Genomic DNA, 25,755 nt, shown 5'->3' on the forward strand with positions numbered 1-25,755 from the left:
ATCGTGAGTCATGATTCAAGGTCGGGATGATCCCCGAAGCAAGAGAAGTCCACCTTTCGCGGAAAGATCGCAAGGTGCTTGAGGCGTGTTGTCGCTCGCCGGTGACGTTGCAGCGCGATTTGAAGCGGGCGCGGATAGTTCTGTTGGCAGCGGACGGGCGCAGCACCCGCTCGATCGCCAAAGAAGTCGGGGTCCAGCCGCGGATTGTCAGCCTTTGGCGGCGCCGCTATGCCGATCATGGCCTGGAAGGTCTGCAAGACAAGCCGCGGCCTGGCAAGCAGCCGATCTATACGAAGGCTACCGACAAGCGGATTCTGAAGCTGTTGGATAAGCCGGCCCCGCAAGGGTTCGCACGCTGGACCGGCCCTCTGCTGGCCGAGGCACTGGGCGATGTTGACGTCCAATATGTCTGGCGGTTCCTGCGCATCCACAAGATTGACCTCGTGGCTCGCAAGTCCTGGTGCGAGAGCAACGACCCGAACTTTACGGCCAAAGCCGCCGATGTTGTTGGCCTCTACGTCGCCCCGCCCGCGAAGGCCATTGTGCTATGCGTGGACGAGAAGCCTTCGATCCAGGCCTTGGAGCGAGCGCAGGGTTATCTGAAGTTGCCCAATGGCCGCGCCTTGACCGGCCAGAGCCACGATTACAAGCGGCATGGCACGACAACATTGTTTGCGGCGCTCGAAGTCGCCACCGGAAAGATCATCGCGACGCATTCAAAACGCCGACGCCGCGTCGAGTTTCTCGACTTCATGAACAGCGTCACCGCGGCTTTTCCGAACCGGAAGCTTCACGTCATCCTCGACAACCTCAACACCCACAAGAAGAACGAGCCCTGGCTCAAGGCCCACCCCAACGTGCAATTTCATTTCACGCCGACAAGTGCGTCCTGGCTCAATCAGGTCGAGGTATGGTTTTCGATCTTGCAGGGGCAGTCGCTCAGCGGCACCTCCTTCACAAGCCTCAAGCAGCTTCAGGATCACATCGATGCCTACGTCAACGCATACAACGACAGAGCCGAGCCCTTCGTCTGGACCAAGAAAAAGGTCCGTCAACGCCGTTTCAAAGGCCGCCGTATCACTCAGCTCTGATTCCGGGTACTAGCGCCGCATTCACCGGATTGCCAGAACACTCGTGATCGGCGTAACCAGCGGCATGGCCCAGACCCCGCACACGCCGCCCGCCTTGTTCGATCGTGCCCTGCTGCGCGCGCGGCAGCGGCGTGCTCAGGTGCAGGGCGAGGTGACATTTCTGCTCGACCGGGTCGCCGAGGACATGTCCGACCGGCTGGCCGCGGTGATGCGCGAGTTTGATGCGCCGGCCGATCTCTGGACGCCGGGCGAGGGGCTCGCGGGGCTGCGGACGCGGCTGCCTTCAATCCAGCGCATTGCGCTCGATGCAGCGGGTGCGGAGAAATTGCCCTTTGCGCCGGAGAGCCTCGATCTCGTCGTTTCGGCGCTGGCGCTGCAATTCGTCAACGATCTGCCGGGCGTGCTTGCGCAAATTCGTCGCGCGCTGAAGCCGGACGGTCTGCTACTGGCTGCGATGATCGGTGGCGACAGCCTCACGGAGTTGCGGCAGGCGTTCGCCGAGGCGGAGACCGAATGCGAGGGCGGCGTGTCGCCGCGCGTGGCGCCGTTTGCCGATCTGCGCGACATCGGCGCGCTGTTGCAGCGGGCGGGCTTTGCGCTGCCGGTCACCGACGTCGACCGCGTCGTGGTGCGCTATTCCAGCGCATTCGCGCTGATGCAGGATCTTCGCCGCATGGGTGCGGCCAATGTGCTGATCGAGCGGCGGCGCGCGCCGAGCCGTCGCGCGACGCTGCTGCGCATGGCCGAAATCTATGCCGAGCGCTTTGCCGATGCCGATGGGCGCATTCGCGCCACCTTCGACATCATCTGGCTCTCCGGCTGGGCCCCGCATGCGAGCCAGCAGCAGCCGCTGAAGCCGGGATCGGCGAAAGCGAGCCTTGCGGAGGCCGTGAAGAAGGCGGGGAAAGAGTGATCCTCATGGTGAGGAGGCGCGTTAGCGCCGTCTCGAACCATGCAGGCCCGGCTCTCGCCGTATGGCCATCCTTCGAGACGACCGCTTCGCGGCCTCCTCAGGATGAGTTCTGTCTCACATCAGCAAATCAATCAGATGCGGGATCAGCGGAATGTCCGCCGGCGGCATCGGATAGTCGCGCAATTTGTTGGCGCGGACCCAGGCGAGCGTCTGGCCTTCGCGGGCCTCGACGATCCCCTCCCAGCGCCGGCAGATGTAGAGCGGCATCAAGAGATGAAAGGTCTCGTAACCGTAGCTCGCAAAGGTCAGCGGCGCGAGGCACGGCTCGGCGACGGTGATGCCGAGCTCCTCGTGGAGCTCGCGGATCAGGCTCTGCTCCGGCCGCTCGCCGGGCTCCAGCTTGCCGCCCGGAAATTCCCAGAGGCCCGCGAGCGTCTTACCAGGAGGGCGCTGCGCGATCAGCACGCGCTTGTCGGCATCGACGAGTGCACACGCCACCACCAGTGTCAGTTTGAGATCGGCCATGCGTGATTGTCGCTCGCTGAAGGTGATCGCAACGCTTTGCTAACCCCGTTGCGGCCGGCGTTTCTACGATCTCCACACGTCAGATTCAATCGACGGTTCTTCGCTCGGGAACGCGCAAACTTTCCGGGGTCGATCATCCGTGCGGGCAACAACAGCTTGCGCTGTGTTTCGGCATCTATCTATAATTGAGCTCGTCGAGGGGCGCTCGATGATAGGGGGCATGCAAGATGAAGTCGGTCGGAATTGTTGTCGTCGCAATGTCAGTTATGGCCGGGCCCGCCGTTGCGGACTCCTGCATCGTGCCGTTCATCAAGACCCTGGACAACCAAACCGTGTCCGGGACGATGTATGCGGCCAGCGGAAAACGCTGCAGCATCATCGTAGCGCGCACGCGGGGCCCCATCTTCAGCGCCCGCGTGGTCACGCAGCCGGGCAACGGCAGCGTATCGATCAGTGGCAATCGAGTGATTTATCTTTCCCGCCCCGGCTATGTCGGGGACGATCGCTTTGTTTATGCCCGTCAGGGACTGGATGCGGTCAATCGGCCGATCACGCGGACAGTCGACGTCAGCGTGAAGGTCTCCAGCCGGCTCTGACCCGTCAGGACCTGTAGTCGCCATTGATCGCGACATATTCCTTGGTGAGGTCGCAGGTCAGCACGCGGTCGCGGCCCTTGCCGAGGCCGAGCGAGACCTTGATCGCGATCTCCGGGGCCTTCATCGCTTCCGACACCTGCGCCTCGTCATAGGACGGATCGCGCGCGCCGCTCTTGGCGACGCGGATGCCGTTGAAGGAGATCGAGAGCTTGTCGCGATCGGCCGGCTCGCCGGCCTTGCCGACGGCCATCACCACGCGGCCCCAATTGGCGTCCTCACCGGCGATTGCGGTCTTCACCAGCGGCGAGTTGGCAATCGACATCGCGATCTTGCGTGCGGAGGCCTTGGTCTTGGCGCCCTCGACGGTGATCTCGACCAGTTTTCGCGCGCCTTCACCGTCGCGCGCTACTTGCTCGGAAAGATTGGCCAGGATCTGGTTGAACGCTTTCACGAAGGCCTTCAGGCGCGGATCGCTGGCGCGGCTGATCTTGGGCGCACCATGCTCGGCGGCAGCGCCGGTGGCGAAAGCCAGCAGCGTATCCGAGGTCGAGGTGTCGCCGTCGATCGTGACCGCATTGAAGGTGTCCTCGACGCCGGCCTTGAGCAGCGCCTGCAGCGCGGCGGGCGCGATCGGCGCGTCGGTGAAGACAAAGGACAGCATCGTCGCCATGTCGGGGGCGATCATGCCGGCGCCCTTGGCCATGCCGTTGATGGTGACCTTGGCCTTGCCGAGCTTCACGGTCGCGGTCGCGACCTTGGGGAAGGTGTCGGTGGTCATGATCGCCTTGGCGGCAGCGAGGTAATCGCCGGCCTCGGCGGTCTCGGCGAGGCGGCCGAGCACGCCGTCGAACTTGGTTGCGTCCAGCGGCTCGCCGATCACGCCGGTCGAGGCCAGGAAGATCTCGCTTTCGCTGCAGCCGACGGCCTTGGCCGCGATCTTCGCGGTCAGCGCCGTGGAACCGCGGCCGGTCTTGCCGGTAAAGGCGTTGGCATTGCCGGAATTGACGACCAGCGCGCGTGCCTTGCCGCCCTTCAGTTTCGCACGGCACCATTCGACCGGCGCGGACGGGCATTTCGACTTGGTGAAGACGCCCGCGACCGCGGTGCCCTTGTCCATGATCGCCAGCAGCACGTCGGTGCGGTTCTTGTAGCGGATGCCGGCCTCGGCCGTCGCGAGGCGGACGCCCGCGATCACGGGCATGTCGGGAACGTTCTTCGGGGCGAGCGGGGAGACGGTTGAGGACATCGCGGGGTGCCTTGGCTTGTGCCTTGGTGAGGTCTGGATATGCAGATGGCCGGGCGATGCCCGGCCATTGCGATGCTTAGATACTCTTGGCGTCACCGAAGTGACAGCAGATTTTTACTTCTTGGCGGGGGGCGCCATCTTGCTGTCGGCCGGCTTGGCATCCTTCGACGCGTCGGCCGCCGGCTGGTCCATCCGCTCGACCTTGGCTTCGGCACGCAGCTTGGCGACGTAGTCGGCCTGGGCCTTGCGGGTGACGTACTGCTCGATCTGGGGCTTGACCTGGTCGAACTCCGGCGCCTTGCGGTTGCGCTTTTCCTCGACCTTGATGATGTGCCAGCCGAACTGCGACTTCACGGGATCGGAGATCTTGCCCGGCTCGAGCGCGAACGCGACGGCCGAGAATTCGGGCACCATCTGTTCCTTGGTGAAGAAGCCGAGGTCGCCACCGTCGGCGGAGCCCGGATCCTTGGACTTCTTCTTGGCCAGCTCGGCGAAATCGGCGCCCTTGTCGAGCTCGGCCTTCACCGCCTTGGCCTCGTCCTCGGTCTCGACCAGGATGTGGCGGGCGCGCACTTCCTGCTCGCCGGTGATCTGCTTGGAGGCCTCCTCATAGACCTTCTTCATGGCGTCGTCGTTGGTGGCAGCCTTGCCTTCCTGGGCCAGCAGGCTGTCCATCAGCAGGCGGTTGCGGGCGAACGCCATCCGCTTCTTGAATTCCTCGCCGTCGGCGACCTTCTTGTCCTCGGCGGCCTTGGCCACGATCTTCATGTCGATCAGGAACGACAGGACATTGTCGTCCTTGGTCGCGGGATCCATCTGGGCGAGGCTCGGTCCGAGCTCTTCCTCGGCCATGGTCACGTCGCTTTTCTTGATTTCAGCGCCATTGACCTTCGCCAGGACCGGATCGTCGGCCGCCCGGAGCGGGCCGGCGACCGCCAGGGACAGCACCAAGGCAAAGCAGCCAGCCAGGGCGGACGCGTGGCGGAAACGCAGTCCGGTGGTTACCGGGAACGAGGTGGTCATGCAAAATCCTTATGTTGAAGCAGGGGCTGCTTAAGCGGGGCGGACACTCGCCCAATTCAGGGGGGCTTGGCAACGCGAAAAGTCTGTCAAAATGATGAATTAGCCGCAATGCGCCCGCCGTTGACAAGGCCCTGACCGGGCCATATCTCTGCCCGGTCGCGACCATGGCGATGGCGTTTATTTTGCTGCGTTTTTGGCCGTTGAACCCAGACTAGTCCAATTCCCACCCATATGGCGGATGACCCCCGCAGTCCGGGCTCTGACGCCAGCAGGCGTCACGGTGAGTTGATAGGCAAGCGGGTGACAACTTCTTGGCTGCAACGCGGTTAATTCGCGAACACAGGAACTAGGCATGATCGGCGCGCTCGCCCGCAAGTTTTTCGGCTCCGCCAACGACCGGCGGGTGAAGGGATATCAATCCCGCGTCAACGCGATCAACGCGCTGGAGGGAGAGGTCTCGAAACTCTCCGACGAGGCGCTCAAGGCCCGTACCGCCGAGTTCAAGAAGCAGCTTGCCGAGGGCAAGACGCTGGACGACCTGCTGGTGCCCGCCTTCGCCACCGTGCGCGAAGCCGCCAAGCGGACGCTCGGCCAGCGCCATTTCGACGTCCAGCTGATCGGCGGCATGGTGCTGCACGAGGGCGACATCGCCGAGATGAAGACGGGCGAAGGCAAGACGCTGGTGGCAACGCTCGCGGTCTATCTCAATGCGCTCGCCGGCAAGGGCGTCCACGTCGTCACCGTCAACGATTACCTCGCCCGCCGCGACTCCGGCTGGATGGGCCAGATCTACGGCTTCCTCGGCCTGACCACCGGCGTGATCGTCCACGGCCTCGACGATGCCGAGCGCAAGGCGTCCTATGCCTGCGACATCACCTACGGCACCAACAACGAATACGGCTTCGACTATCTGCGCGACAACATGAAGTACCGGCTCGAGGACATGGTCCAGCGGCCGCACTTCTACGCCATCGTCGACGAAGTCGACTCGATCCTGATCGACGAAGCGCGCACGCCGCTGATCATCTCCGGCCCGCTCGACGACCGTTCCGACTTCTACAACACCATCGACTCGTTCCTGCCCAAGCTCGACAAGAGCGACTACGACGTCGACGAGAAGCAGCGCACGGTGACGCTGACCGAAGCCGGCATGGAGAAGATCGAGAAGCTGCTGCGCGATGCCGGCCAGCTCAAGGGCGAGTCGCTCTACGACGTCGAGAACGTCTCCGTCGTGCACCACATCAACCAGGCGCTGCGCGCCCACACGCTGTTCACCCGCGACAAGGACTACATCGTCCGCGACGACGAGGTCGTCATCATCGACGAGTTCACCGGCCGCATGATGCAGGGCCGCCGCTATTCCGAAGGTCTGCACCAGGCGCTGGAAGCCAAGGAACACGTTCAGGTCCAGCCCGAGAACCAGACGCTCGCCTCGATCACCTTCCAGAACTACTTCCGCATGTACGAAAAGCTCGCCGGCATGACCGGTACGGCGCTGACGGAAGCTGACGAGCTGTTCGACATCTACAAGCTCGAGGTCGTTGAGATACCGACCAATCTGTCGGTCGCCCGTCTGGACGAGGACGACGAGGTCTATCGCACCCAGAACGAGAAATACGCCGCGATCCTGGCCGAGATCGAGCGTGCCAATGCGCGGTTGCAGCCGGTGCTGGTCGGCACCGCCTCGATCGAAAAGTCGGAAGTGATTGCCGAATACCTCAAGAAGCACGGCTACCGGCAGATCGATTTCGGCAACGAGAATTCGATGCAGAAATTGTACGCCGCGGCGCGCGCCGGCAAGCCGGCGAAGCTGTTCGCCGTGCTGAATGCGCGCTTCCACGAGCAGGAAGCCTACATCGTCGCCGAGGCCGGCGTTCCCGGCGCGATTACGATCGCGACCAACATGGCCGGCCGCGGTACCGACATCAAGCTCGGCGGCTCGCTCGAAATGCGCATCCAGCAGGAGACTGCTGATATCGAGGACGAGGCCGAGAAGGCCCGGAAGATCGAGCAGATCAAGGCCGACATCGAGCACTTCCGCGACATCGTGCTGAAGGCCGAGGAGACCGTCGAGCTCGAGCCGGCCAAGGGCTCCAAGCCCGCCAAGACCGTGAAGAAGCCGGGCGGCCTCTACATCATCGGCTCCGAGCGGCACGAATCCCGCCGCATCGACAACCAGCTGCGCGGCCGTTCCGGCCGTCAGGGCGACCCCGGCCGCTCAAAATTCTTCCTGTCGCTGGAAGACGATCTGATGCGCATCTTCGGCTCGGATCGTCTGGACAGCATGCTCCAGCGTCTCGGCCTGCAAGAGGGCGAGGCGATCATTCATCCCTGGATCAACAAGGCGCTGGAGAAGGCGCAGCAGAAGGTCGAGGCGCGCAACTTCGACATCCGCAAGAACCTGCTCAAGTTCGACAACGTCCAGAACGACCAGCGCAAGGTGATCTTCGATCAGCGCGTCGACCTGATGAAGGACGACAGCGTTGCGGAAACCGTTACGGACATGCGCCACGCCTTCATCGACGATCTCGTCGCCAAGCACGTGCCCGAGCATGCCTATGCCGAGCAGTGGGACGTCGCCGGCCTGAAGGACGAGCTGAAGCGCGTGCTCGATCTCGACCTGCCGGTCGAGGACTGGGCCAAGGAAGAAGGCATCGCCGACGAGGAGCTGCTCAAGCGCATCGAGACCAAGGCCGACGAGCACATGGCGGCCAAGGTCGCTCAATGGGGCCCCGACGTGATGCGTTACGTCGAGAAGACCATCCTGCTGCAGACGCTCGACCATCTCTGGCGCGAGCATCTGATCATGCTGGACCATCTGCGCCAGGTCATCGGCCTGCGTGGCTACGGCCAGCGCGATCCGTTGCAGGAGTACAAGACCGAGGCCTTCAACCTCTTCCAGGAGATGAGCGCGCATCTGCGCGAGGCCGTCACGGCGCAGCTGATGCGGGTCGAGATCGTCCCGCCGGAGCAGGAAGCTCCCGTGCTGCCCGCGATGGAAGCGCACAAGCTCAATCCGGACACCGGCGAAGACGAAATGGCACTCGCCAACGTGACGCTGGCCCCGCAGGCCACCGACGCGGCGTTGCGCGACCCGAAGAACCCGGCCAGCTGGGGCAAGGTCGGCCGCAACGAGGACTGCCCCTGCGGTTCAGGCAAGAAGTTCAAGCATTGCCATGGGCGGTACGGCTAGGATTTGATGCGATTGTGAGGCGCGACGTCAGCGCCTCACTTGCCGCCGTCGTCCCGGCGAACGCCGGGACCCATACCGCGGAATCTCTCGATGGTGCGCAGTCATTGTACCGCGCTAGACAGAGTAACTACCAATCGTTGAAACAACCACGTCCTGTGGTTATGGGTCCCGGCGTTCGCCGGGACGACAGTCTTTGTTGATTTGGCGACGTCGCAACTTTCGCGACAAGCGCCACAGCTCAATTCGAGCTATCGATCAAGCTCTCCAGCAGCCGCTTCAGCTCGCTCGTCGACTTGTCGCCGTAGCTTTCCAGGATGTGCTCTTCCTGGTCCACCGCGAGCGAGTTGAGCTTCTTGCAAAGCACCTTGCCGCGATCGGAGATGAACATCAGTACCTTGCGGCGGTCGTTCGGGTCCTGCACACGGTAGACCAGCGTGTCGGAGACCATGCGGTCGATCATCTTGGTGAGCGTCGGATGGTTGAGCAGCACGGCGTCCGCAAGCTCGCCCATCGAATGGCCATCGCCGTCCGACAGTACTTTCAGGATGCGCCACTGCTCGACGGGAACTCCCTCCTTGCTCAACCGCAGTTCGAGCTGCCGGTTGATCTCCCGGTTAGCTTGCGCGAGCAGGTAGGCGAGGTGTTCGGTGATTGGAGCGTTCGATTTTGCCACGGCTAAGACTTCGTCTTGACCCAAATGAGTGAATGTCTTGCAATCAATGCTGCTTCTATATGCACTTCAATTCTTGAATATTCAATATTTTCAAAATAGGATGATTGCACAACAAAAGGGCGGAAGCCGCGGCCGCCTGCTCAATGTGCTTTCAGGTCTGGTACCGGACAGGAGTTGGCGTGCGCGCGACGGTAAACTTCCCGGCTCACAGCGGTCCGGCGTTGCCGCCGTCTCTGCTGTTCAGGAATCTGTCGTCATCGGCGGCTGACGGCGCGCTGTCGCCGAGCGATCATGCCTTTCTTCGCCGTCGCGGTACCAACAAGTTGCGCGTCGGCGGCTTCATCTGCTGCACGGGATCGCCCGGCGTCTGGGGCCCCTGCGCGACCAACAGCGCGCAGCTCGCGGTCGCCGAGATTAACAAGCGCGGCGGTATCCTCGGTCGCGAGATCGAGTTTTCCGTCTACGACGCCGGCGGACCGCTGGACGAGGTCCTGAACCGTGCCGAGCAGGCGATCGCCTTCGACGAGGTCGACCTGATCGTCGGCCTGCACACCAGCGCGGTCCGTGTCGCCCTGCGCGACGTGACCACGCGTCACCGCATTCCCTACATCTATACGCCAGTCTATGAAGGCGGCGAGCGCACGCCGGGCGTCATGGCGATCGGCGAGACGCCGCGCTGGCAGAGCCGGCCGTCGATCCACTGGCTGGCCGACGTGAAAAAGGCGCAGCGCTGGTACCTGATCGGCAGCGATTACGTCTGGCCCTGGCAATCGCACCGCGCCGTGAAGAACTATATCAGGGAAACTGGCGGCCACGTTGTCGGCGAGGAGTTCGTTCCGCTCGGCGAGGACAATCACGAGCCGCATCTGGCGCGCATTCGAGCCGCACGGCCCGACGTCGTGCTGATCTCGCTGATCGGAACCGACAGCAGCGCCTTCAATCGCGCCTTTGGCGAAAGCGGCCTGGGGGCCACCACGCTGCGGCTTGCAGGGGCCATGGACGACACCGTGCTGCTCGGCATCGGCGCCGACAACAGCGAGAACATGTTCTGCGCTTCCGGCTATTTCACCGGCACCGGCGCGCGCGCCAATGATGACTTCCAGAGCCGCTATCGCGCGATGTTCGGACCGAATGCGCCGCCGATCGGCTCGGTCGGACAGTCCAGTTACGAAGGCCTGCTGTTTCTCGAGGCGGTCGCCAAGAAGGCCGGCACGCTGGCGATGAGGCCGATGCTCGCGGCCGGCCGCAACATCGTCTACAGCGGCGCCCGCGGAACGGTGACCGTCCGCAACGGGCTTGCGCGGATGCCGATGCATCTCGCCGTGGCCGACGGTCTCGACTTCAAGCTGATCAAGCCGATCTGACGTCGCCGCGGCAATCGGGATACGCGCAAACGCAAAATAATACTTGAAAAGGAAAATATTTCCGTTTTGAATGTTTTGGCGGCGCCGATGGTGCGTGCGTCGCGCCGGGGCGGTCGCGCCCAACGTCCGTTTCAAGACACTTCAGGAGAGCGCCGTGACAGTTGTCCTTCCCACGCCAGCCCAACTTCGCAGCGTCGCCGAGCAGTGCGGCCTCGCGCTGACCGACGACGATGTCGCCTCGTTCCGCGGCCTGATGCAGGGCTCGATCGATGCCTACAATCTCGTCGGCGCCATGCCCGACGAGGTGCCGGCGGTGAAATATCCGCGCACGCCGGGCTACCAGCCGTCGGCGGAAGAGAACCCCCGCAACGCCTGGTACCGCAAGTCGACCGTGAAGGGCGCCGCCAGCGGCAAGCTCAAGGGCAAGACCGTCGCGCTGAAGGACAACATCATGCTGGCCGGCGTGCCCATGATGAACGGCTCGACCACGCTCGAAGGTTATGTTCCCGATTTCGACGCCACCATCGTCACGCGCATGCTCGATGCCGGCGCCGAGATTGCGGGCAAGGTGCATTGCGAATCCTTCTGCATGTCAGGCGGCAGCCACACCAATGCGGTCGGCGCCGTCCACAACCCCTACAAGATGGGCTATTCGGCCGGCGGCTCGTCCTCCGGCAGCGGTGTCGTCGTCGCACTCGGCGAAGTCGACATGGCGATCGGCGGTGACCAGGGCGGCTCGATCCGCATGCCGTCCTCGTTCTGCGGCACCTACGGCATGAAGCCGACCTGGGGCCTCGTGCCCTATACCGGCATCATGCCGATCGAGATTTTCGTCGATCACACCGGCCCGATGACGGCGACGGTCGCCGACAACGCGCTGCTGCTCGAAGTGCTCGCCGGCGATGACGGTTACGATCCCCGCATCAAGGCACCGAAGGTCGAGGAATACACCAAGGCGCTCGGCCAGGGCGTCAAGGGCATGAAGATCGGCATCTTGAAGGAAGGTTTCGAGCAGGCGACTGCCGAGGCCGCCGTCAATGAAAGCGTGCGCGAAGCCGCGAAGCGTTTCAAGGATCTCGGCGCAACGGTCGAGACGGTCTCGATCCCGATGCATCTCGCCGGCCCCGCGATCTGGACGCCGATCGGCACCGAGGGCATGACCCAGACCATGATGTACGGCGACGGCTATGGCCTGTCGCGCGGCGACCTCTACTCGACCACGCTGATGGATTTCCATCGCGGCTGGCGCCGGCAGGCGGACTCGCTGTCCGAGACCACAAAGCTGTTCCTGCTGCTCGGCACCTACATCAACAACACCTTCGGTCCCCGTTACTACGGCAAGGCGCTCAACATCTCCCGCCGCCTCACTGCAGCCTACGACAAGGCCTTCAAGGATTACGACCTCCTGTTGCTGCCGACGACGCCGATGAAGGCGACCAAGCTGCCGGAGCCGACCGCCAGCCGGGAGGATTACGTCGCGCGCGCGCTCGAGATGATCTCGAACACCGCGCCGTTCGACATCACCCATCATCCCGCGATGTCACTGCCTTGCGGCATGGTCGACGGCCTGCCGGTCGGCCTGATGCTGGTCGGTCGCATGTTCGAGGAATCCACCATCTACCGCGCCGCCCATGCGTTCGAGCAGATCGGCGACTGGAAGAAGATGTGAGCGAGAGGCATTGATGCAGACGGCTCTGTCGCATGGCTAACGCGTTCGTCGCGGCGTTCGAGATCCTGAGCTTTGGCGCGATCATCGTCCTGATCGTGCTGGGGCTCGGGATCATCGCCAGCATGATGGGTATCTTCAACTTCGCGCAGGGCGAGTTCGTCCTGCTCGGGGCCTACATCACCTATCTCGCTTACGCTAAGGGCCTGCCGATCTGGGCCGGCATGGTCGCCGCGCCCTTTGTCGTCGGCGCACTCGGATTTGTGCTGGAGGCGCTGATCATCCGCCGCTTCTACGCCGCGCCGATCGTGGCGATGCTCGGCACCTATGCGCTCGGCCTGATCATCCGCGAATCCGTGCGCGGCCTGATCGGCGGCTTCTATCTCACCGTCCCCGAGCCGATCGGCGGCTCGATCGATATCGGCACCATGCACATCTCGGCGTGGCGCTTCACCATCATCGTCATCACGCTCCTGGTGATGGCTGGCTGCTATCTCCTGCTGTCGCGCACGAGCTTTGGTCTGCGCATGCGCGCCACGCTGGAGAACCCGTCGCTGGCACGCGCATCGGGCATTTCCACGCCCCTGATGTACGGCGCCACCTTTGCCTTTGGGTCGGCGCTCGCCGGCCTTGCCGGCGCGCTGATCGTGCCGGTGTTCAGCCTCTATGCCGATCTCGGCATCCGCTTCCTGATCCAGGGCTTTGTCGCCGTCATGGTCGGCGGTGTCGGATCCTTCATCGGCCCGGTCGCCGGCGCGGGTGTGATCGGCACGCTCAGTGCCGCACTGCCCTGGATCATGGCGCCCGTGGTCGCCGATGTCCTGGTCTTCGTTCTCGCCATTGCCTTCATCAAATTCCGGCCGCAGGGCCTCATCGCTGGAAAAGGGGTTTAGTCATATGTTCGATCGTCAACTCTCACGCCGCCGCTTTATGTCCAATTTCGCTTTCGCCTCCGGTGCGGTCGCGACCGGGGTCGGCAGCTGGGTGATTCCGGCGCCCTGGGCCAATGCCGCCGAAGCCCCGATCAAGGTCGGCATCGCGACCGATCTCACCGGCCCGATCGCGTATGCCGGCAATGCCGACGCCAACGTCGCCAAGATGGTGATCAAGGAGATCAACGCATCAGGCGGCCTGCTCGGCCGCCCGCTCGAGCTCTACATCGAGGACACCGCGTCGAATGAATCGGTCGCTGTCGGCAACGTCCGAAAACTGATCCAGCGCGACAAGGTCGACATGGTGCTGGGCGGCATCACCTCGTCGATGCGCAACGCGATCAAGGACCCGATCGTGGCGCGCGGCAAGACGCTCTACATCTATCCGCAGCTCTATGAGGGCAAGGAGTGCACGCCGTATCTGTTCTGCACCGGGCCGACGCCGGCCCAGCAATGCGACGAGTTCATCCCCTGGCTGATCAAGAACGGCGGCAAGAAGTTCGCGCTGCCGAGCGCCAACTATGTCTGGCCGCACACGCTCAACGTCTATGCCCGCAAGGTGATCGAATCCAACGGCGGCGAGGTCGTGTTCGAGGAGTATTATCCGCTCGATCAGGTCGACTTCTCCGCGACCGTCAACCGCATCATCTCCAACAAGGTCGACGTCGTCTTCAACACCGTCATCCCGCCGGGCGTGGGTCCGTTCTTCAAGCAGCTCTATGAAGCCGGCTTCCTCAAGAACGGCGGCCGTCTGGCCTGCGTCTACTATGATGAGAACACGCTCAACATCAATCAGGCCGCCGAGATCGAGGGCCTCGCGAGCTGCCTCGACTATTTCAAGGTGCTGACCAAGGAGAATCCGTTCGACGCAAAAATCCAGGCGGCCTACGAGAAAGACTTCCCCGGCAACTTCCTGTTCGCTGCCGGAAGTGCCGCGACCGGCACCTATCGCGGCCTCAAGCTGTGGGAAGCGGCCGTCAAGGAAGCCGGCAAGGTCGACCGCGACTCGGTCGCCGCCGCGCTCGACCACGCCAAGATCGCGGAAGGCCCGGGCGGCCCGGCCGAGATGGTGCCGGGCAAGCGGCACTGCAAGATGAAGATGTACACCGCCGTCGCCAAGGCCGGAAATTACGAGATCGTCGGACGTAGCGACGGTCTCGTCGATCCCAAGGAATGCTAAGGTCAGATGCCGAAGTCGATGGGCGCAGTGAAACAGGCGATCCCCGCCGAGATCGGCGGGGAGACGGACGTCGCAATGGCTGAACGCGGAGCGACGGCACAGGCTGTCGCGGGACGAAAGGTCCTGCCGATCGTGGAGGGCGTGGTGCTCGTTGCCGCGCTCGCCGCGCCGCTGGTGCTGCAGGACTATCTCACGGTGTTCGCGACGCGCGTGGTCATCCTCGCGCTGTTCGCGCTGTCGTTCGATCTGGTCTGGGGCTATGCCGGCATCATGAGCTTCGGCCAGGCCTTGTTCTTCGGCTCGGCCGGCTATGGCGTCGCGCTGCTCGCGCGCGACTTGGACATCACCAACATCTTCCTGGTGCTGCCGGCGGGCACGCTGATCGGCCTTACCTTCGCGCTGCTGCTCGGCGGCTTCCTGCTGCTGGGCCGGCATCCCTCCAGCGTGATCTTCGTGTCGCTCGGCACCTTGACCGGCTCCTACGCCGCCGATCGCCTCGCGCGCGGCTGGTATTATCTCGGCGGCCAGAACGGCATTCCCTCGATTTCATCGATGACGCTTGGCGGCTACGAATTCTCGGAAGGCCCGTCGTTCTACTACCTCGTCCTCGGCATCCTCATCGTGGTCTATCTGCTCTGCCGCTTCCTGGTGCGCTCGCAGTTCGGGCTGGCGCTCGCGGGCTTACGCGAAAACGAGCAGCGCATCGCCTTCTTCGGCTACAAGGCGCAGCATCTGAAGGCGATCATCTTCGCGATCGGCGGCGCCATCGCGGGTCTCGCCGGCAGTCTCTATGCTTTCCACGAAGGCTTCGTCTGGCCCAACATGGTCGGCGTCGTGGTCTCGACGCAAGTCGTGCTCTACGTGCTGTTCGGTGGCTCCGGCACGCTGATCGGCGCCGTGATCGGCACTGTGATCGTCGAGGGCGTCAGCTTCTGGCTCTCGGACAATTATCGCGATATCTGGCCGATCATTTTGGGGCTGTTGCTGCTGCTCGTGATCCTGTTCCGGCCGCTGGGCCTGATCAGCTTCGTCCTCGGCGAGCGCGAGCGGGTCGGCAGCTTCGGTGCCAGGATCAAGGGGAAGTAAAATGCCGCTCCTTGAAGCCGCGGGCATCTCGAAGATCTTCGGCAAGCTCACCGCGCTCGATGGCGCAGCGCTCACCGTCGGCGAGAACGAGTTTCACGGCCTGATCGGCCCGAATGGGTCCGGCAAGAGCACGCTCATGAAGTGCATTGCCGGCGCCGAAGTGCCGACGCAAGGCAAGGTGAGCTTCACCAATACCGACATCACGGCCTTCACGCCGACCGAGCGGGCGCGGGCGGGCATGAGCCTGAAGTTCCAGATCACCAGCGTGCTGCCGTCGCTGACGCTGTACGACAACATCCTGCTCGCGCTGCAGGCGCAGTCCTCACTGCTGGACCTCGTATTCTCGCGCACGCGCGTCGCGCTGCACGATCAGGTCATGACCATGCTGACGCAGTTCCGTCTCGCGAACCGCGCCTTCGACGCAGCCGCGGCGCTGTCGCACGGCCAGCAGCAATGGCTGGAGATCGCGATGGCGCTTGCCGGCAAACCCAAGCTCCTTTTGCTCGACGAGCCGACCGGCGGCATGAGCCTGGAGGAGCGCCGCGTCACCGGCGAACTGCTGCAGCCGATCAAGCAGCATTGCTCGCTCGTCATCGTCGAGCACGACCTCGATTTCATCCGCGACATCTGCGATCGCCTCACCGTGCTCGACCAGGGCAAGGTGCTGGCGTCCGGCACGGTGTCCGAGATCCAGGCCAACAAATCCGTCCAGGAGATTTATCTGCGCCGTGCCTGAATTTTTGGACATCAAGCATCTCGACGCCGGCTATGGCCGCAGCCAGGTCCTGTTCGACGTCAATCTCGGCATCCCCTGGCGCGGCGGCGTCGCGGTGCTCGGGCGCAATGGCGCGGGCAAGACCACGCTGATGAAGACCATCGTCGGCGAGTTGCCGGCATGGAAGGGCGAGGTCGGCTTCGACGGCCGCGACATCAGCCGCCGGCGGCCCGAGGAGCGCGTCCGCGCCGGCATCGGCTATGTGCCGCAGGAGCATTCGGTGTTTGCGCGCTTATCCGTGCGCGACAATCTCGCGGTCGGTTCGCTCTTCAACAAGGATGCCACCGCGGTCGACCGCGTGCTGGCCATCTTCCCGAAACTCGGCCAGCGCCTCGATCAACCCGCCGGCACGCTCTCCGGCGGTGAGCGCAAGATGCTCGCGATCGGCCGCGCCATGCTCGGCGATCCGAAATTGCTGCTGCTGGACGAGCCGACCGAAGGCGTCTGGATCGGCGTGATCGAGGAAATCACCGAGCGCCTGATCGAACTCGCCAAGCAAATCGCCGTCATCATCGTCGAGCAGCACCTCGATTTGGCGCTGCGCGTCGCGGATTATGCGTATGTGCTCGACCGAGGCCGCGTCGCGCTGCAAGGCGAGGCAGGCGAGGTGAGGGGCAATCCGGAGCTGCTGCGGTATCTGGCGCCGTAGATCTATCAGCAAGTTCGGCGGCTATCTCTTACTGCGAGCCCCTGCCAATCCCGTCATCCTGAGGCGCGAGTGGCGCGATGCCAGGCATCGCGCCGGGAGCCTCGAAGGATGCACGGCCGAGCTGGCAGCCGGGCCGTCGCCCTTCGAGGGCCGCCGAAGAGGCGGCCACCTCAGGGTGACGGTGAGAGATTGTCGATTGGGTGAGGCCGGAACGAGAGCGTGGAAAGCCCGCCTACTTCACCGCGCCAAACCGGCTGTCGAACGAGTTCGACGACACCACCGGCGCTGCGCCGGCCATCTGCGCGCCGTCACTCGTGCCACCGTTCACCGACGGTTTTAGCGCCGGCCGCGTTGCGGCGACGACTTTTGTCTCGGCGGGCTTCGCGGGCTCGGCAGGCTTCGCGGCAACAGCCGGTGCGTCCTTCGACTTGTCGTGACCAGGCACGAACCTCGTCACGGCGGCCTTCAGCTTGGACGCCGTGCTCGGCGCTGCGGGCGCCGGGGCCACCGATGCGGTTGCTTGCGGCGCGGATGCGGTCGCCGTCGTGTCGGCGGCGCCGAGGCCCATCTTGCGGCCGAGATTGGAGAAGAAGCCGCCGGATTTCTCGGCCGAGGCGACGCGGGTGTTGGTCGCGGGTGCGCTGACGGCGACGACCGGCTCTTCCTGCGGCGCGGCTGCGGCCGGCTCGAGATTCGGCTTCGGCGGGTTGACGGTGCCGGGGATCGTGCCCGGCGCCTTCGACATCGCCAGCATCTGCAGCGTATTGCCTTCGGCGCCTTCCGACAGGCCGGTCGAGCCTTCCGGAATCTTCGCGGCAAAGACCTTGTTCATGCCGCCGTCGATGCCGGTGTTCATGCGCGCCACCGGCGTGCCCTTGGCGACGAGCTTGTTGTACTCGGCCTCGTCGCGCTGCTCCTTCTCGCGCACGGCGCCGGCGATGTCCTCGGGGACGATATAGGCCGGGCACTTGGCGGAGGCGTCGAACACGGGATCGCGCTTGGCGTCGGGTGCGCGTGCCGCGTCGAACACGTACTTCTTTTCGCAGAAGTCGACCTTCGGCTCCTGCCGCGTCACCTCGAAATGATCATAGCCTTCCTTGATCATCTTCCAGAAGGCCATGTTCGGATTGTTGCGGTGCTTGGCCATGTTCACCGGCGTCATCTTGAACGGATAGGCCTGGAACTGGAACGCCTTCTGGCCGCCGAAGAAGGACTCACGGCCGAGCGAATAGATCTCCGCGATCTGCTCGTCGGTCATCGCGTAGCAGCCGCGCGACGAGCAATCGCCGTGCACCATCAGCTGCGAGCCGGTGCGGCCGAGCGCCTTGTCGAACGCGTTGGGGAAGCCGGTGTTGAACGAGAGGTAATAGGCCGACTGCGGATTCATCTGGCTCGGGTTGATCGAGTAGAATCCTTCCGGCGCCTGGCGGTCGCCTTCGCGCACCTTCGGGCCGAGATCGCCGGACCAGCGGCAGATCGGATAGGTCTTCAGAAGCGCGAACTGGCCGGAGCGGGTCTGCTTCCAGATCTCGAGCTCGGCCTCCGACTTGAACAGGCGGATCAGGATCGGCGATTGCAGATCCATGTCCTTCTCGCCCATCGCGGCGACGAGCTTTGGCGAGACCGGCTGGTTGGCCTTGGCATTGGTCGCGAGCGAGACCTGGTCGGTGTCGCAGCCGGCCAGCACAATGCTGGCGGCAAGCGCGACCGAAGCCAAAAGCGCACGAGCAAGCGAACGAGAATTCAAGATGGACCCCACAACGTGCCGGGCAAGCAGCGCGAACCCCGATTTTGGAGCATGGCCTGACCGGACATCCGGACTTTGTTCAGACCAAGCCCCAGCGCTTATGCCCTGAAGCCATTGATTAAAATTCTAACCTCCGCACCTCAGGGTCGCAACCCGACCGGGGATCACGAGCCCGTTGGCGAGGCGGCGTGGTCAACAGAGACTTAAACTGGGCCGTAACTTGGGACTCAATTGGGCTTGGCAGCCAAGCTGCCACAGAGATCGCCGATTTGGGCAAAAAAAGGGTTAATACGGGGTTACCGGGGCGTTCTCTCGTGCCCCGGACGCGGCGCAGCGCGCAGCGGTGCGACGCAGAGCCGGGGCCCAAGAAGCTGCTGGGTCCCGGCTCTGCGGAGCGTCACTTCGTGCCGCACCGCGTCCAGGACACGAGAATCCGTCCGAATCAGCCCAGTTTCCGGCCGATATCGAGGAATTTCTGCCGGCGCTGCTTGCGGATGGCGTCGCCGTCCAGGCCGCGCATCTCGTCAAAAGCCTTGGCGATGGCGTCGCCCGTGGTGGCGATCATGGCGGCGGGGTCGCGATGGGCGCCGCCGACCGGCTCCTTCAGGATCGCGTCGATCACCCCGAAGCGCAGCATGTCCTGGGCGGTGATCTTCATGTTGTTGGCGGCTTCCTGCGCCTTGCTGCCGTCGCGCCAGAGGATGGAGGAGGCGGCTTCCGGCGAGATCACGCTGTAGATCGCGTGCTCCAGCATCAGCACCTTGTTGGCGGTGGTGATGGCGATGGCGCCACCCGACATGCCCTCGCCGGTGATGATGGCGACGTTCGGCACGGTCAGCGCCATACAGGCATCGGTCGAGCGCGCGATCGCCTCGGCCTGGCCGCGCTCTTCGGCGCCGATGCCGGGATAGGCGCCGGCGGAATCGGCGAGCGACAGCACCGGCAGGCCGAACCGCTCGGCCATCTCCATGAGCCGCACGCATTTGCGGTAACCTTCCGGCCTCGCCATGCCAAAGTTGTGCTTGATGCGGCTCTCGGTGGAATCGCCCTTTTCCTGGCCCATGACGCAGATCGCTTCGCCGCGGAAACGGCCGAAGCCCGCCACCAGCGCCTCGTCCTCGCCGAACTTGCGGTCGCCGGCGAGCGGGGTGAATTCGGTGATCAGGCCCTTGATGAAGTCGTTGAAATGCGGCCGCTGCGGATGCCGCGCCACCAGCGTCTTCTGCCACGGCGTCAGGTTTTGATAGAGGTCGGCCAGCGCCTGCGCTGCCTTGTCCTCGATCCGGCCGATCTCCTCGGCGATGTCGGTGCCGGAGGCAGCCAACGTCCTGAGCTCATCGACCTTGGAGTCGAGCTCGGCAACGGGCTTTTCGAAGTCGAGATAGCTGCGCATCTGGTCTGGCATCAACTCAATATAGGAGGACGGGGCGAAGAGGCGAAGCGAGGTTGGCTTCTCGTAAAGAAGTGTAGCTTCTTCAAAGGCTTGACCTGTGCACTCCCGGGAGCGCTCCAAATCACGAACAAGGCCACGGCTCTTTCTGCGGAGATGTGGCCGAAGTCAAGGCGGTTTCGGCTACCGCCGCACGGTGGGCCTCTACTTCTCCGCCAGCGGGTGCAGGTCGCGCACCAGGCTCTTCAGCCGCTCCTCGACCACATGGGTATAGATCTGGGTGGTCGAGATGTCGGTGTGGCCGAGCAGGGTTTGCACGATCCGCAGGTCGGCGCCGTTGTGCAGAAGGTGGCTGGCGAACGCATGGCGCAGCACGTGCGGGGAGACCAGCCGGGCCTGCAGCCCCGAGGCCACCGCAAGCTCCTTGAGGTCGCGGGCAAAATGCTGCCGCGTCAGATGTCCGCTCTCGCCGAAGGAGGGAAACAGCCATTTCGCGGTGACGACGCTGCCCTTCTCGCCCTTTTTGTTTTCCTTGGCAGCTTCCGTTGCCGACAGATAATCCGCCATCGCCTGCCGTGAGGCTTCGTTGAGCGGTACCAGCCGTTCCTTGTCGCCCTTGCCGCGTACCACGATCATGCGGGCGTCGCGCTTGGCGGCCGTGCGCGGCAGCGACACCAGCTCGGAGACGCGCAGGCCCGTGGCGTAGAGCACCTCGAGCAGACAATAGAGCCGCAAAGCGCGCAGCCGCTGCGACGGCGAGGCGTCCGCCGCCTCGCTCATCTCCTTGGCGCGGCGAAGCATGCGGTCGACATCCGATATCGACAGCACCTTTGGCAGGCCGCGGCCGCGCTTGGGTCCGGACAGGATCGCGGCGGGATCCTCGGTTCGGATGCGCTCGTTGAGGAGAAACCGATAGAGATGCCGCATCGCCGACAGCCGTCGCGCGACGCTGGAGGATTTGAAGCCGCGCGCATCGAGATCGCCGAGATAATCGCGCAGGACCTGCGTCTGTGCGTCCACGAAGCCGTGGCCGACGCGGCCGAGGAATTCGGAGAGGTCGGTGAGGTCGCGGCGATAGGCATCGAGCGTATTGGGGCCGGCGCCCTGTTCCGCCGCGAGCATGTCGAGGAACAGGCCGGTGAGCTTGGCGTCGGAGGGCTTGCTGGCGGAGGATTTGCGCATGCCCCGGAGGCTAGCCGCTATTTCTTGAGAAATTTATCCGGCGGGATCGTCACCGTCATTTCCCGCGGCTTCGGATTGACGAAGTTGGCCAGCGTGAACACCACGCCATAGACGATGCCGGCGATCACGGCGACGACCGTCAGGAAGCGGAACAGGCTGGGCATCGGAAAAGGTCTCGACGAGGTCTCAGGTTTGCAAATTAACCAATGAAATCATCCAACATGTTCGCCGTTTCGTGGCAAGAGTCCTCTGGCGAGGGCCCCGAGGGGGTCGTATAGGTGGCCGGGGATGCCGCCTTTGGCGGCAGTTTGAGCGAGATCCAATCGAGCGAGATGATGTCCGACGCCGCGCTGCCAGCACAAGCGAGCCCCGAGACCGACATCCTGTCGGCGTTGGGCGCGCGTTCCATCGTGCTGGTCGGCATGATGGGGGTCGGCAAATCGACCATCGGCCGCCGCATGGCGGCGCGGCTCAAGCTGCCCTTCGTCGACGCCGACACCGAGATCGAGGCGGCGGCCGGCATGACCATACCGGAGATTTTCGAGCGCCATGGCGAGCCGCATTTCCGCGACGGCGAGGCGCGGGTGATCGCGCGCCTGCTGGACGGCGGGCCGGTGGTGCTGGCGACCGGCGGCGGCGCCTTCATGCGCGAGGAGACGCGGAGCCGCATCGCGGCGAAGGCGATCTCGATCTGGCTCAGGGCCGACCACGACGTCATCATGCGCCGTGTCCGCCGCCGCGCCGACCGCCCTCTCCTGCAGACCCCCGATCCCGAAGGAACCGTGACGCGCCTGCTCACCGAGCGCGAGCCGTTCTATGGCAAGGCCGACCTCACCATCGCCTCGCGCGATGTGCCGCACGACAGGATCGTCGATGAGACGATCGAGACGCTGCATGGGTATCTCTGCGGCCAACCACCAGCCGACCTCGCGAGTGCCGTTCGATGACTACGCCCCTCAAGCATTCCGACCCCGTCAATGTCGATGTCGCGCTCGGTGACCGCGCCTACGACATCGTCATCGGTCGTGGCGTGCTGTCCTCGCTCGGCGAGCGGATCGCCGCTCTGCGTCCCGGCGTGCGCACCGCTGTTGTCACCGACCGTACCGTCGCCAAATACTGGCTCGAGCCGACCGAAGCCTCGCTCGCCGCCGCCGGCATTCCGACCTCGCGCGTCGTCGTCGAGGAAGGCGAGATCTCCAAGACCTATGCCGGCCTGGAAAAGGTCAGCGAGGCCCTGATCGCGGCAAAAATCGAGCGCAACGATCTCGTCATCGCGCTCGGTGGCGGCGTGGTCGGCGATCTCGCCGGCTTTGCCGCCGCGATCCTGCGCCGCGGCGTCGATTTCGTGCAGGTGCCGACCTCGCTGCTGGCGCAGGTCGATTCCTCCGTCGGCGGCAAGACCGGCATCAACTCGCCGCAGGGCAAGAATCTGCTCGGCGCCTTCCACCAGCCGGTGCTGGTGATTGCCGACACCGCCGTGCTCGACACGCTGTCGCCGCGGCAATTCCGTGCCGGCTATGCCGAGGTCGCCAAATACGGCGTGCTCGGCGACGAGGCCTTCTTCACCTGGCTGGAGAAGAACCATTCGGACATCTTCAAGGGCGGCTCGGCCCGTGAGCACGCGATCGCGACCTCCTGCCGCGCCAAGGCCGGCGTCGTCTCGCGCGACGAGCGCGAGACCGGCGAGCGTGCGCTGCTCAATCTCGGCCACACCTTTGGTCACGCGCTGGAAGCCGCGACCGGTTTCTCCGATCGCCTGTTCCACGGCGAGGGCGTTTCGATCGGCATGACCCTGGCGGCGCAATTCTCGGCGAAGCTCGGCATGATCGGCGAGGCTGATGCAGCGCGCGTCGAGCGGCATCTCGTCGAAGCCGGCCTGCCGACGCGCCTGCAGGACATTGCGGGTTTCGCGCAGGAAGGCCTGGCGGACGCCGACGCGCTGATGGCGCTGATGGCCCAGGACAAGAAGGTCAAGCGCGGCAAGCTCACCTTCATCCTGCTGGAGGCCGTGGGACGTGCCGTCATCGCCAAGGATGTCGAGCCGACGCCGGTGCGCGACTTCCTCAAGGACAAGCTCGCTCTCAAGGCGTGAGACGCGGCTCAACGGCACTTAGACAAGAAACCAGAGTGGTTCATGGACTGGCTCGGCTTCACCATCGTCATTATCTGCCTGCTCGTGTCCGGCTTCTTCGCTGCGAGCGAGACCGCGCTGACCGGCGCCTCGCGCGCCAGCATGCTGCGGCTCTCCAAGCAGGGTAATCACGACGCCGACGTGGTCTCGCAACTGCTCGACATGCGCGAGCGCCTGATCGGCGCGCTGCTGCTCGGCAACAACATCGCCAATATCAGCGCTTCGGCACTGGCGACCTCCATCTTCACCGCCTGGTTCGGCGATGTCGGCGTGCTCTATGCCACCGGCGTGATGACGGCGCTGGTCGTGATCTTCGCGGAGGTTCTGCCGAAAACCATCGCCATCAACGCGCCGGACCGGATGGCGCTCGCGGTCGCGCGCCCGATGCGGCTGACCATGTACGTGCTGGGGCCGCTGCTGCGGGTGGTCGAGGTCATCGTGCGCGTGTTGATGCGCCTGTTCGGCCTCGCCGGCGAGCACCAGGCGATCCTGTCGCCGACCGAGCGCCTGCGCGGCGCCGTCGACCTCTTGCACCATGAGGGCAAGGTCGAGAAGCAGGACCGCGACATGCTCGGCGGCCTGCTCGATTTGCGCGAGCTCCAGGTCTCCGACGTCATGATCCATCGCACCGAGATGATGATGATCAACGCCGATCTGCCGCCGGAAGATCTGGTGCGCGAGGTGCTGGCGACCGAATACACCCGCATCCCGCTGTGGCGCGAGAAGCCCGAAAACATCATCGGCGTGCTCCACGCCAAGGATCTCCTGCGCGCGATCCGCGCCTCCGACGGCGACACCTCGCGCATCGACGTCTCCACCATCGCGCTGCCGCCCTGGTTCGTGCCGGAGATGCGGCCCGTGTCCGAGCAGTTGAAGGCATTCCGGCGTCGGAAAACCCATTTCGCGCTCGTCGTCGACGAGTACGGCGAAGTTGAAGGCCTTGTGACGCTGGAAGACATTCTGGAAGAGATCGTCGGCGACATCTCCGACGAGCACGACGTCGTGGTCGCCGGCGTGCGGGCGCAGCCGGATGGCTCCGTCGTGGTCGACGGCTCGGTGCCGATCCGTGACCTCAACCGCGCCATGGACTGGCGTCTGCCCGATGGAGAGGCCACCACGGTTGCCGGCCTCGTCATTCACGAGGCGCGCTCGATCCCCGACCGCGGCCAGAGCTTTACCTTCCACGGCTTCCGCTTCCGCGTCCTCCGCCGTGAACGCAACCGCATCACCGCGCTCCGTATTTCACCGGTCCCGCGTGAGGCGGAAATGGAAGAGGCGAGGCCAAAGCGGGCCGGGACGTCGTTCTGATTTCTTTCTTACCCTCCCCTGGAGGGGGAGGGTAAGAGATCAGCCTTCCCCCGGGGCTTGCGCATGGATCGCCAGCGCATGCACGCTGCCGGAAAGTTCCGCGGCCAGCGCCGCATTTATCATGCGGTGACGGTCGACCCGGCTCTTCCCTTTGAAGGCCTGAGACACGATATAAACGCGGAAGTGCGTCTCGCCGCTCGGCCGATGGCCGGAATGGCCTTCATGCAAATGTGACTCGTCGACGACCTGCAGGCTTTCCGGCGTGAAAGCTTCCTGCAACTTGTTGCTGATAGTGTCTTTCATAACCATGGGTGCCATTAAATCCTGCGATCACGCTCCGTCAATTGCCGGGGTAGCCAGCTAATTGCAATGTCAAGACTTGAAGGTTTTTGCATTGCGTAGTCAAAGTCAGCCATGCCAATCGATTCATCAAAGTTCTTCGACTCCATCCGCGTGAAGCCGCGGGGCAAGCAGCCCGAGGTGAAGCCGCGCGACACAGTGGTCGCCTGTGAATGGACCGGGTGTCAGAACAAGGGCGCGCACCGCGCGCCGAAGGGCCGTGATAACCAGCGCGAGTACTGGCACTTCTGCCTGGACCACGTCCGCGAGTACAATCAGAACTACAATTTCTTCTCCGGCATGAATGCCGACGCCGTCGCGCGCTATCAGAAAGATGCGCTGACGGGCCATCGTCCGACCTGGAAGATGGGCGCCAATGGTGGCGTCAAGAAGGGCGCGGAAGCCGAGATCGACGGTGCCTTCGATCCGTTCAGCATGTTCCAGGAGCTCAACGGCCGTACCGGCTGGCGCAAGGGTCCAGAGACCGCCCAGCCCAAGGCCGAGACGCGCAAGGTGATGAACGCCGAGCGCAAGGCGCTCCAGGTCATGGGCCTCGGCCCGGATTCCACGCTCGCCGACGTCAAGACCAAGTACAAGGCCCTGGTGAAGCAGCACCACCCCGACGCCAATGGCGGCGACCGCTCCACCGAGGATCGCCTGATCGAGATCATCAAGGCGTATAATTACCTGAAGACCGTGGTGCGGGAGGCGTAAGGCCTCCGTGCTTGCCGTATAGGCACTACGGC

The 25,755-nt window shown here is 64.2% G+C and carries 24 protein-coding genes; 15 read left to right on the forward strand and 9 right to left on the reverse strand.

The window, feature by feature from the left end; translation table 11 throughout:
• The first annotated feature begins 26 nt into the window (after window positions 1–26).
• Both NLM31_RS02945 and NLM31_RS02950 read left to right on the forward strand, forming a co-directional pair.
• The gene (locus NLM31_RS02945; protein WP_254191403.1) at window positions 27–1,091 is read left to right on the forward strand and encodes an IS630 family transposase; all 1,065 of its coding nucleotides are present in this window, start codon (window positions 27–29) and stop codon (window positions 1,089–1,091) included.
• A gap of 64 nt (window positions 1,092–1,155) precedes the next feature.
• Window positions 1,156–2,004 carry a methyltransferase domain-containing protein gene (locus NLM31_RS02950; RefSeq protein ID WP_254196126.1) on the forward strand — a complete coding sequence of 283 codons (849 nt, stop codon included), beginning with the start codon at window positions 1,156–1,158 and terminating at the stop codon, window positions 2,002–2,004.
• A 114-nt stretch (window positions 2,005–2,118) separates the two neighbouring features.
• On the opposite strand, the gene NLM31_RS02955 is transcribed toward NLM31_RS02950, so the two are convergent.
• Entirely contained in the window at window positions 2,119–2,529 is a 411-nt protein-coding gene (locus NLM31_RS02955) for a (deoxy)nucleoside triphosphate pyrophosphohydrolase (protein WP_254127832.1), read from the reverse strand.
• Window positions 2,530–2,756: 227 nt separating this feature from the next.
• On the opposite strand from NLM31_RS02955, the gene NLM31_RS02960 reads away from it, so the two are divergent.
• Complete coding sequence (locus tag NLM31_RS02960; RefSeq protein WP_254127833.1) at window positions 2,757–3,125, forward strand: hypothetical protein; 369 nt, start codon at window positions 2,757–2,759, stop codon at window positions 3,123–3,125.
• A 4-nt stretch (window positions 3,126–3,129) separates the two neighbouring features.
• On the opposite strand, the gene argJ is transcribed toward NLM31_RS02960, so the two are convergent.
• Window positions 3,130–4,371, reverse strand: coding sequence for a bifunctional glutamate N-acetyltransferase/amino-acid acetyltransferase ArgJ (gene argJ, locus NLM31_RS02965; RefSeq protein ID WP_254191404.1), 1,242 nt, complete (start codon window positions 4,369–4,371; stop codon window positions 3,130–3,132).
• A gap of 114 nt (window positions 4,372–4,485) precedes the next feature.
• The gene (locus tag NLM31_RS02970) at window positions 4,486–5,394 is read right to left on the reverse strand and encodes a peptidylprolyl isomerase (RefSeq protein WP_254191405.1); all 909 of its coding nucleotides are present in this window, start codon (window positions 5,392–5,394) and stop codon (window positions 4,486–4,488) included.
• Window positions 5,395–5,746: 352 nt separating this feature from the next.
• On the opposite strand from NLM31_RS02970, the gene secA reads away from it, so the two are divergent.
• Window positions 5,747–8,587 carry a preprotein translocase subunit SecA gene (gene secA, locus NLM31_RS02975; RefSeq protein WP_254191406.1) on the forward strand — a complete coding sequence of 947 codons (2,841 nt, stop codon included), beginning with the start codon at window positions 5,747–5,749 and terminating at the stop codon, window positions 8,585–8,587.
• Between the two features lie 238 nt (window positions 8,588–8,825).
• Here the strand turns inward: secA and NLM31_RS02980 are convergent, their stop codons facing one another.
• Window positions 8,826–9,260, reverse strand: a complete 435-nt coding sequence (locus NLM31_RS02980; RefSeq protein ID WP_057747431.1) for a MarR family winged helix-turn-helix transcriptional regulator — start codon at window positions 9,258–9,260, stop codon at window positions 8,826–8,828.
• A gap of 179 nt (window positions 9,261–9,439) precedes the next feature.
• Here NLM31_RS02980 and NLM31_RS02985 point away from each other — a divergent pair, with 179 nt between their 5' ends.
• The 7 genes from NLM31_RS02985 (at window position 9,440) to NLM31_RS03015 (ending at window position 16,912) form a co-directional block, all read left to right on the forward strand.
• On the forward strand, window positions 9,440–10,624 hold the full coding sequence (locus NLM31_RS02985) for a substrate-binding domain-containing protein (protein WP_254191407.1): 1,185 nt from the start codon (window positions 9,440–9,442) through the stop codon (window positions 10,622–10,624).
• 154 nt (window positions 10,625–10,778) lie between these two features.
• A complete protein-coding gene (locus tag NLM31_RS02990) occupies window positions 10,779–12,293 on the forward strand; it encodes an amidase (RefSeq protein WP_254191408.1) in 1,515 nt (504 codons plus the stop codon).
• Between the two features lie 32 nt (window positions 12,294–12,325).
• Window positions 12,326–13,183 carry a branched-chain amino acid ABC transporter permease gene (locus NLM31_RS02995; protein WP_254127839.1) on the forward strand — a complete coding sequence of 286 codons (858 nt, stop codon included), beginning with the start codon at window positions 12,326–12,328 and terminating at the stop codon, window positions 13,181–13,183.
• A gap of 4 nt (window positions 13,184–13,187) precedes the next feature.
• A complete protein-coding gene (locus NLM31_RS03000) occupies window positions 13,188–14,402 on the forward strand; it encodes a substrate-binding protein (protein WP_254191409.1) in 1,215 nt (404 codons plus the stop codon).
• A gap of 6 nt (window positions 14,403–14,408) precedes the next feature.
• Complete coding sequence (locus NLM31_RS03005; RefSeq protein ID WP_254191410.1) at window positions 14,409–15,488, forward strand: branched-chain amino acid ABC transporter permease; 1,080 nt, start codon at window positions 14,409–14,411, stop codon at window positions 15,486–15,488.
• Between the two features lies 1 nt (window position 15,489).
• On the forward strand, window positions 15,490–16,224 hold the full coding sequence (locus NLM31_RS03010) for an ABC transporter ATP-binding protein (RefSeq protein ID WP_254127842.1): 735 nt from the start codon (window positions 15,490–15,492) through the stop codon (window positions 16,222–16,224).
• Window positions 16,217–16,912 (forward strand): ABC transporter ATP-binding protein, encoded by a 696-nt coding sequence (locus NLM31_RS03015; protein ID WP_254191411.1) that lies wholly within the window; start codon window positions 16,217–16,219, stop codon window positions 16,910–16,912. The genes NLM31_RS03010 and NLM31_RS03015 overlap by 8 nt, the downstream gene beginning before the upstream one ends.
• A 232-nt stretch (window positions 16,913–17,144) precedes the next feature.
• Here NLM31_RS03015 and NLM31_RS03020 read toward each other — a convergent pair whose 3' ends face one another.
• The 4 genes from NLM31_RS03020 to NLM31_RS03035 form a co-directional block, all read right to left on the reverse strand.
• Window positions 17,145–18,659, reverse strand: coding sequence for a murein L,D-transpeptidase family protein (locus NLM31_RS03020; RefSeq protein WP_254191412.1), 1,515 nt, complete (start codon window positions 18,657–18,659; stop codon window positions 17,145–17,147).
• 442 nt (window positions 18,660–19,101) lie between these two features.
• Complete coding sequence (locus tag NLM31_RS03025) at window positions 19,102–20,064, reverse strand: acetyl-CoA carboxylase carboxyltransferase subunit alpha (RefSeq protein WP_254127846.1); 963 nt, start codon at window positions 20,062–20,064, stop codon at window positions 19,102–19,104.
• A 189-nt stretch (window positions 20,065–20,253) separates the two neighbouring features.
• Window positions 20,254–21,231: a site-specific tyrosine recombinase XerD gene (xerD, locus tag NLM31_RS03030; RefSeq protein ID WP_254191413.1), complete on the reverse strand. Its 978-nt coding sequence runs from the start codon at window positions 21,229–21,231 to the stop codon at window positions 20,254–20,256.
• Window positions 21,232–21,248: 17 nt separating this feature from the next.
• Complete coding sequence (locus NLM31_RS03035) at window positions 21,249–21,395, reverse strand: histidine kinase (protein ID WP_254127848.1); 147 nt, start codon at window positions 21,393–21,395, stop codon at window positions 21,249–21,251.
• Window positions 21,396–21,566: 171 nt separating this feature from the next.
• Between NLM31_RS03035 and NLM31_RS03040 the strand changes: the two genes are divergently transcribed.
• From NLM31_RS03040 to NLM31_RS03050, 3 genes are read left to right on the forward strand one after another with little or no spacing between them, the layout of a single operon-like run.
• Window positions 21,567–22,178 carry a shikimate kinase gene (locus NLM31_RS03040; protein WP_254135194.1) on the forward strand — a complete coding sequence of 204 codons (612 nt, stop codon included), beginning with the start codon at window positions 21,567–21,569 and terminating at the stop codon, window positions 22,176–22,178.
• Complete coding sequence (aroB, locus tag NLM31_RS03045; RefSeq protein WP_254191414.1) at window positions 22,175–23,323, forward strand: 3-dehydroquinate synthase; 1,149 nt, start codon at window positions 22,175–22,177, stop codon at window positions 23,321–23,323. Before NLM31_RS03040 ends, aroB begins: the two co-directional genes overlap by 4 nt.
• A gap of 42 nt (window positions 23,324–23,365) precedes the next feature.
• Window positions 23,366–24,670: an HlyC/CorC family transporter gene (locus NLM31_RS03050; protein WP_254127850.1), complete on the forward strand. Its 1,305-nt coding sequence runs from the start codon at window positions 23,366–23,368 to the stop codon at window positions 24,668–24,670.
• A 39-nt stretch (window positions 24,671–24,709) separates the two neighbouring features.
• Here NLM31_RS03050 and NLM31_RS03055 read toward each other — a convergent pair whose 3' ends face one another.
• Window positions 24,710–24,979, reverse strand: a complete 270-nt coding sequence (locus NLM31_RS03055; protein WP_375167461.1) for a BolA family protein — start codon at window positions 24,977–24,979, stop codon at window positions 24,710–24,712.
• A gap of 105 nt (window positions 24,980–25,084) precedes the next feature.
• Between NLM31_RS03055 and NLM31_RS03060 the strand changes: the two genes are divergently transcribed.
• Complete coding sequence (locus NLM31_RS03060; protein ID WP_254127852.1) at window positions 25,085–25,723, forward strand: J domain-containing protein; 639 nt, start codon at window positions 25,085–25,087, stop codon at window positions 25,721–25,723.
• The last annotated feature ends 32 nt before the right edge of the window (window positions 25,724–25,755 follow it).

This window comes from Bradyrhizobium sp. CCGUVB4N (assembly GCF_024199945.1).
In the GTDB taxonomy this organism is placed as follows: Bacteria; Pseudomonadota; Alphaproteobacteria; order Rhizobiales; family Xanthobacteraceae; genus Bradyrhizobium.

Coding starts and splice junctions, on each gene's coding strand:
- NLM31_RS03005 (WP_254191410.1), top strand. CDS start 14,409: ATGCCGAAGTCGATGGGCGCAGTGAAACAGGCGATCCCCGCCGAGATC.
- NLM31_RS02970 (WP_254191405.1), bottom strand. CDS start 5,394: ATGACCACCTCGTTCCCGGTAACCACCGGACTGCGTTTCCGCCACGCG.
- NLM31_RS03035 (WP_254127848.1), bottom strand. CDS start 21,395: ATGCCCAGCCTGTTCCGCTTCCTGACGGTCGTCGCCGTGATCGCCGGC.
- NLM31_RS03055 (WP_375167461.1), bottom strand. CDS start 24,979: ATGGTTATGAAAGACACTATCAGCAACAAGTTGCAGGAAGCTTTCACG.
- NLM31_RS03050 (WP_254127850.1), top strand. CDS start 23,366: ATGGACTGGCTCGGCTTCACCATCGTCATTATCTGCCTGCTCGTGTCC.
- NLM31_RS02955 (WP_254127832.1), bottom strand. CDS start 2,529: ATGGCCGATCTCAAACTGACACTGGTGGTGGCGTGTGCACTCGTCGAT.
- NLM31_RS03010 (WP_254127842.1), top strand. CDS start 15,490: ATGCCGCTCCTTGAAGCCGCGGGCATCTCGAAGATCTTCGGCAAGCTC.
- NLM31_RS02960 (WP_254127833.1), top strand. CDS start 2,757: ATGAAGTCGGTCGGAATTGTTGTCGTCGCAATGTCAGTTATGGCCGGG.
- NLM31_RS03060 (WP_254127852.1), top strand. CDS start 25,085: ATGCCAATCGATTCATCAAAGTTCTTCGACTCCATCCGCGTGAAGCCG.
- argJ (WP_254191404.1), bottom strand. CDS start 4,371: ATGTCCTCAACCGTCTCCCCGCTCGCCCCGAAGAACGTTCCCGACATG.
- secA (WP_254191406.1), top strand. CDS start 5,747: ATGATCGGCGCGCTCGCCCGCAAGTTTTTCGGCTCCGCCAACGACCGG.
- NLM31_RS03025 (WP_254127846.1), bottom strand. CDS start 20,064: ATGCCAGACCAGATGCGCAGCTATCTCGACTTCGAAAAGCCCGTTGCC.
- NLM31_RS03040 (WP_254135194.1), top strand. CDS start 21,567: ATGTCCGACGCCGCGCTGCCAGCACAAGCGAGCCCCGAGACCGACATC.
- NLM31_RS02945 (WP_254191403.1), top strand. CDS start 27: ATGATCCCCGAAGCAAGAGAAGTCCACCTTTCGCGGAAAGATCGCAAG.
- xerD (WP_254191413.1), bottom strand. CDS start 21,231: ATGCGCAAATCCTCCGCCAGCAAGCCCTCCGACGCCAAGCTCACCGGC.
- NLM31_RS02950 (WP_254196126.1), top strand. CDS start 1,156: ATGGCCCAGACCCCGCACACGCCGCCCGCCTTGTTCGATCGTGCCCTG.
- NLM31_RS03000 (WP_254191409.1), top strand. CDS start 13,188: ATGTTCGATCGTCAACTCTCACGCCGCCGCTTTATGTCCAATTTCGCT.
- aroB (WP_254191414.1), top strand. CDS start 22,175: ATGACTACGCCCCTCAAGCATTCCGACCCCGTCAATGTCGATGTCGCG.
- NLM31_RS02995 (WP_254127839.1), top strand. CDS start 12,326: ATGGCTAACGCGTTCGTCGCGGCGTTCGAGATCCTGAGCTTTGGCGCG.